The organism is Gordonia sp. IITR100 (assembly GCF_002009645.1).
In the GTDB taxonomy this organism is placed as follows: Bacteria; Actinomycetota; Actinomycetes; order Mycobacteriales; family Mycobacteriaceae; genus Gordonia; species Gordonia hongkongensis.
The window spans coordinates 1-5,273 of record NZ_MVKV01000037.1 but is presented as its reverse complement, the minus strand read 5'-3'; the positions used below and the strand labels follow the sequence as shown (position 1 = coordinate 5,273).

Annotated in this window: 4 protein-coding genes and 1 pseudogene; 4 read left to right on the top strand and 1 reads right to left on the bottom strand. The window is 56.3% G+C overall.

Annotation, left to right across the window (positions count from 1 at the left end; genetic code table 11):
• Nucleotides 1-113: 113 nt before the first annotated feature.
• The 4 genes and pseudogenes from B1818_RS23700 to B1818_RS24105 all read left to right on the top strand — a co-directional run.
• Nucleotides 114-374 (top strand): annotated as a pseudogene (locus tag B1818_RS23700) (tyrosine-type recombinase/integrase); the annotation flags it as partial.
• A complete protein-coding gene (locus B1818_RS23695; protein WP_024497890.1) occupies nucleotides 371-736 on the top strand; it encodes a helix-turn-helix transcriptional regulator in 366 nt (121 codons plus the stop codon). The pseudogene B1818_RS23700 and the gene B1818_RS23695, both read left to right, overlap by 4 nt.
• Entirely contained in the window at nucleotides 708-2,174 is a 1,467-nt protein-coding gene (locus B1818_RS23690) for a Fis family transcriptional regulator (RefSeq protein WP_254859887.1), read from the top strand. The genes B1818_RS23695 and B1818_RS23690 overlap by 29 nt, the downstream gene beginning before the upstream one ends.
• Nucleotides 2,175-2,941: 767 nt before the next feature.
• A complete protein-coding gene (locus B1818_RS24105) occupies nucleotides 2,942-4,291 on the top strand; it encodes a hypothetical protein (RefSeq protein ID WP_139180017.1) in 1,350 nt (449 codons plus the stop codon).
• A 58-nt stretch (nucleotides 4,292-4,349) separates the two neighbouring features.
• On the opposite strand, the gene B1818_RS24100 is transcribed toward B1818_RS24105, so the two are convergent.
• Nucleotides 4,350-4,952 carry a hypothetical protein gene (locus B1818_RS24100; protein ID WP_139180018.1) on the bottom strand — a complete coding sequence of 201 codons (603 nt, stop codon included), beginning with the start codon at nucleotides 4,950-4,952 and terminating at the stop codon, nucleotides 4,350-4,352.
• Between the last annotated feature and the right edge of the window lie 321 nt (nucleotides 4,953-5,273).

Genomic DNA, 5,273 nt, shown 5'->3' with positions numbered 1-5,273 from the left:
TTGTCGTCTAACGCCATGCTCATAGATTGTCCTCTCACTGATGAGCACCGGACTTACACAGACCATCTGACACCCCCGAACGCGCCGGCGCCACGGGTATCCGAAACTTCAATCGAACCTTCACCGCAGTCCGCGACATGGCCGGCCTGCCGAAGGAGCTCAAGATGCATTGCCTGCGCCACTCGTACGTCACACATCTCCTCGAGCCGGGATACGACCCAATGTTCGTACAACAGCAAGTCGGCCATGCATACTCCTCGACCACCGCCCTCTACACATCGGTATCTGCAGACTTCAAACAGAAGACCATCCAGAGGATGATCCAACAGAGAATCGTCACTCGTGACGAAAGTGGGAGTAAGAAGTACCCGTGAGCGAGCAACGCCGAATCGGCTATCACTGGAATCTGCGCCAACGAATGGCCGACCACAACCTTTGGAAGACAACGGAACTCATCCCGTTGCTGAAGTCACGTGGGATCAACCTCTCCAACGCCCAAGTGCACCGATTGGTGACTGGTACTCCCGAACGGATCCCGGCTCGTACCTTCGCTGCCCTATGCGACATCCTCGAATGCACACCCAACGATCTGTTTGAGCCCTACGTCGAGATGCGAGCCGCGGCCACCGCAGACGCGCCGGCGAATCCGGCGGACTTAGGCGTAGGTGAGAAGCGCTCCGTGGCACGCAGGATCAAGATCGTCCGAGATGACGGTAACGATGGCACGCCCACGTAAGCCAGAAGACCCAGAGCGCTGGCTCCCCTGCGAGCGTTGCGGAGAGCACCGCGAATGCGTCGTTACCTGGCAGGAGCTAGAGATCTGTGGTTACTGCTACCAAGCGGCCAAACGGACCCGCGGTGTGTGCGCATGTGGCCACAACGGCGTCCTGCCCGGAATCATCAACGGTCGACCCGCCTGCCGTGCCTGCAGCGGCATCAAACTGAACGTCGACTGCGTGGAATGCGGCGCAGAAGAAGAGCTCTATGCCAAGGGGCGGTGCTGGCGATGCGTCTTCGGATCGACGATTGACCGGATCCTGACGAACCCAGAGACGGGGGCCATCAACGCTGAGCTCAAACCCTTCGCGGCCGCGTTGAAGTCCATGAAACGAGCCAATAGCGGACTCACGTGGATCAACCAACCGCACGTCACTGCATTTCTCACTGACCTTGCACAGTCGCCAGCGGTGACTCATGAGGTGGTCGATGCGTTACCGAAGTCACGAACACGCGAGTACGTTCGAGAACTGTTGGTGGCCCACGAGATCCTTTCGCCTAGGGACGGACTGCTCCACCGCTATATCGAATGGTCCAACGAAGCCCTCAGCCGTGTAATATCCGAGGAACATCGTGACGTCGTAAACCGCTATATTCGTTGGCACCATCTACGTCAGATGCATTCGATGGAGTCGGTGTCGCAAGGAACCTTCTTGAGATCCAAGCAAACCGTCACTGTAACAATCGACTTCCTCAACTGGCTCACCGCTCGGGACATCTCGATTACGGGCCTGTCTCAGCCCGACCTAGACGCTTGGCAAGCCGAAGGTCCGAGCACGAGAGAGTTCGCCATACGCTTCCTTTCGTGGGCTATCAAGACCACGCTGGTCCCTGCGAACCTAACGATGACGCCGCACCGTCGTGGCAGTCGCAAGATGAGTACTGAGGACCAGCACGATGCCGTCGACAGCATCACGTCGAACAAACTGGCGCTGAATCCTCGAGACCGAGCTGCGGCGATCCTGGTACTCGTCTTCGGCCAGCAGATCGATCGCGTCGTCAAACTCACGTGGGACGACGTGATTGTCTCCGACGAGCTTGTGACAGTAACGCTCGGCGACATCGCCATCGCCCTGCCCGAGCCCCTTGATGAGCCATTCCGCTACCTCGCTGGCGAGCGCGAGCTCGCGAACACCGCTGCGCATCCGGCCACAACATGGGTGTTCCGCGGGTACATGCCTGGTCAACATATCAACCCGGGGTACTTACGAACGTGCCTCACGACGATCTGCAGTACCAGGGCGGCCCGCCTTGGAACACTTCACGAACTCACAAAGCTCGCACCACCCGCGATCCTCGCGGATGCCCTAGGCTACTCCCCCGCGACGATCGAGCGACATGCTGTGGCAGCTGCTGCAACGTACGCAGAATATGTGAGCAACTTGGGCGACGATTGATCATGTAAGTCCGACACTGGGGGGATAATTCGAATGGGATTCCTTCCACACATGCTTGGGTAGTACCCTGCGACGATCGAGCGAAATTCGGTCTCTGCTGCGGCGGCATACGCAAGAGACGTATTCAATCGTTGACAACGGCGCATGACTTACGCTGCCATTATTCTGTATAGGCAGTGGTGCGAATATCACAAATTCCCGACGTGATCGCGGAGGTTAAGATGTCGAAGAAGAAGCGAGGCAAGCCTCGTACGGGTAAGACAACCAAACAACGGCGTCGCGAGAGGCGGTCGAACGGGGCGCGCCCCGGAACGTCACCTTCCATGGCGCCCAAGCGTCTACCCACCGGACAGCCTGCACCGCTATTCGCGATCATTTCTGACCACGCGGGGCTGACCGCATTGAGCCACGCCGAGCGGGTTCAGCGACTTGGACAGATTTCCCAGAGATCGGCTCTTCATGCGTTGGCAGCAATGCAGTCTCGACTTGACGTTGCTACTACGACTGACTGGTCAGAGGTGAGTGTCGAACGTGAACTCCTGACAGAAGTTGGGGCGGAGTGGGCTAACCGGCTGTCTCCGATGATCGGGGTCACCCATCGTCTCGTACCCCCTCGATCAGTAACGCAACTCATACGAGAAGTCTTTGAGTCGTGTCCAGTCACAGAGGGATCATCCGGGGTACGTGATATCGAAACAAGTGACGTGATTGAGCTAGTTATGTCCATTACGACGGAACACGTAAGCGTACAGAACGCACTCGATTCAATGGCGAACCCAGACCCCGCCGACGTCGGTGCGTACATCGCAGAGATCGAAGCGTATACCTCTGACGAGACCATCGCGGCGATTCGTCAGCATGCATTGGATGATATGGCGAATTTCCTTAGCAATGAACCCGTCAAGATCGAGTTGATCAAGGCTCTAACGTACGATCTGTGGTTTCGGCCTTGGCCGGCACGCGTGAGTGACGCGCGAGTAGGTGCCAACCCGGCTGAGGCTTTCGAACTCGCAAATGGCATCCCGCTGCTCGATGTTATGGTTGCAGGCCAGATCATTAGCGAGATCGTTTCCTCTGGGCGGTTCGTTGTTCGACGCTCGGACCTAGTGCGTGCTGGTGCTACCGAATGCGCCGTAGAGTTCGTACTTAAGAACATGGCATATTCGGCGAATGATTATGCGCGCAGGCTTCGTCGTGATCGCGAGCAGGGTCCGGTTACGAATCAGCGATACGTTTTCACGGAACGTCCATTTCTTCGGGACGACGACGACACAGTTTTTGCGCTCCGATATCAATGGATTGTTGATAGGTTCTTTGGTTCGCAGTTGTATTGGCAAACATTTTTCTCGTTTGGTCCTGCGAAGCCAGGTTCAGCGGCCGAGGCATTCAGCCTTGCAATGAATTATGCGTTCGAGCGTGTCGCTGGTGACATTCTGGGGCGGATTGCATCCTATAGTTCCAAAATTTCGAGGGTAGTATATGAAAGCGAAATGCGGGAGGAGTGGTCTAGTACTAAAGGGGAAGCCCCTTCGGTCTGCGATTTCCTGTTGGTTGCGGGACGTGCCTGCATTCTCATTGACGCAACGAATCACCACCTGAGTGCCAGGCTTGCTCAAGGTCTTGCTGACGTCTCTGCCTACGACAAAGATATGGATACTTCGTTTGTCGAAAGCAAGTTCAACCAGATTTTGTCAACTGCGAGATTGATTAGGGAGCACTTATCCTTTGGAGTTGAGGCGAATCCGGTATTCATACCGTACGTTGTTGTGCCGAATAACGGTCTCGCAAACATAACCTCCGTCCGGTTGGATTGGATTACAAGGTCTGCGCCGTTCGAGGAGTTGCGGGGCTCCGCGCGAGCCCCTGTGCCACTGAGGCTGAGTGACCTAGCGTTGTTCGAGGGCCTCGGTGAAGCATTCTCCACGACTCCCAGAGACATCGCTGATCTATTGGGTTCGTGGACGACGTTACAGCCTGGCCCTGTCCCCGTCTCATTGAGAGAGCTACTTGATCAACTCGGCCTGCCTGCACCTATTCCGCGGTCCATGCTTCGAGATCAAGCTGTTCTTGATGCTTTAATTCAAGAGCGACGCTCAGAGGGAGGGCTGCCAGACTAGGAGCTATACTACTGACAGCCCTGCTTCCGAAATTGCGCTGCTGCCGTTCGTGAAAAAGCTATTCGGAAAGCTGTATCGCAACGTTATTGATTGCCTTGGATAGGGTCTTGGTGGCGTCGTCCACTGACTTTGCGATAGTCATTGGGGTGCCGGGTGTCGTCTTTGCGACCCATCGGTACTCGCTTAGGTTTATCGAATAACTTAAAGTGGTTTTCGTCCCGTTCGGTCCACGAAAAGAGATCGATATTTTGAAACGCCCATCACCGTTACCCGGAGTATCGGGGGATGGTAAGAGGTCTTGTGGCAATCCGAGATTCCACTGCATCATACGTCCAGGTGGTAGCGAATCAAAGCAGCGCATGCTCGCGAACTTCTCGTGGTCTTCGTTCCGGGCCCATTCAGACGGCAATCCTGGATTAATCTTCAGTGAGACGTCGGTAGCGACGGTCGGTCCTTCATTCTTCAGGATGAGCATCATGAATGAAGCATGCTGGGCGTGAGGTCGGATATCTGCCCAGACGTACGGTTGAGCGGCATCTTTGTACATTCCCCGCTGGATTGCGGTCTGTTCTTCTGCGGTCTTGACTTGTCGTCGCGTGAAGTACAGGGCAGCCAAAGTGATGGCGGCGGCAATCGCGGCAACGATGGCGGAAGCATCCATTGAGCCATTGTCAACGATCGTCCGAGGTGTGGACAGCGTGTCGCGCATTTTGCCGACCACTCGCTGTAGTGGCCCTGCGTGGTTGTGCCACTCCTCCCTGCATACGTCTGCTCGAGGTGAGGATGGTGGGGTGGCGGTTACAGTGCCTGTTGGTAGCGCTCGCCGCACGGGCCGGTTGGTGTCGTGGACGGCACGCTGCACTCCCGTCGCTACTCGTCCTACTTCAACACGTCTCGCTACCAGCTGAAAGGCGTTGGGGGAGTATGTATTTGAACATTCTCTGACGTAACGTCAGCGGCTCCGCCGGTCGAGGGTGATCTC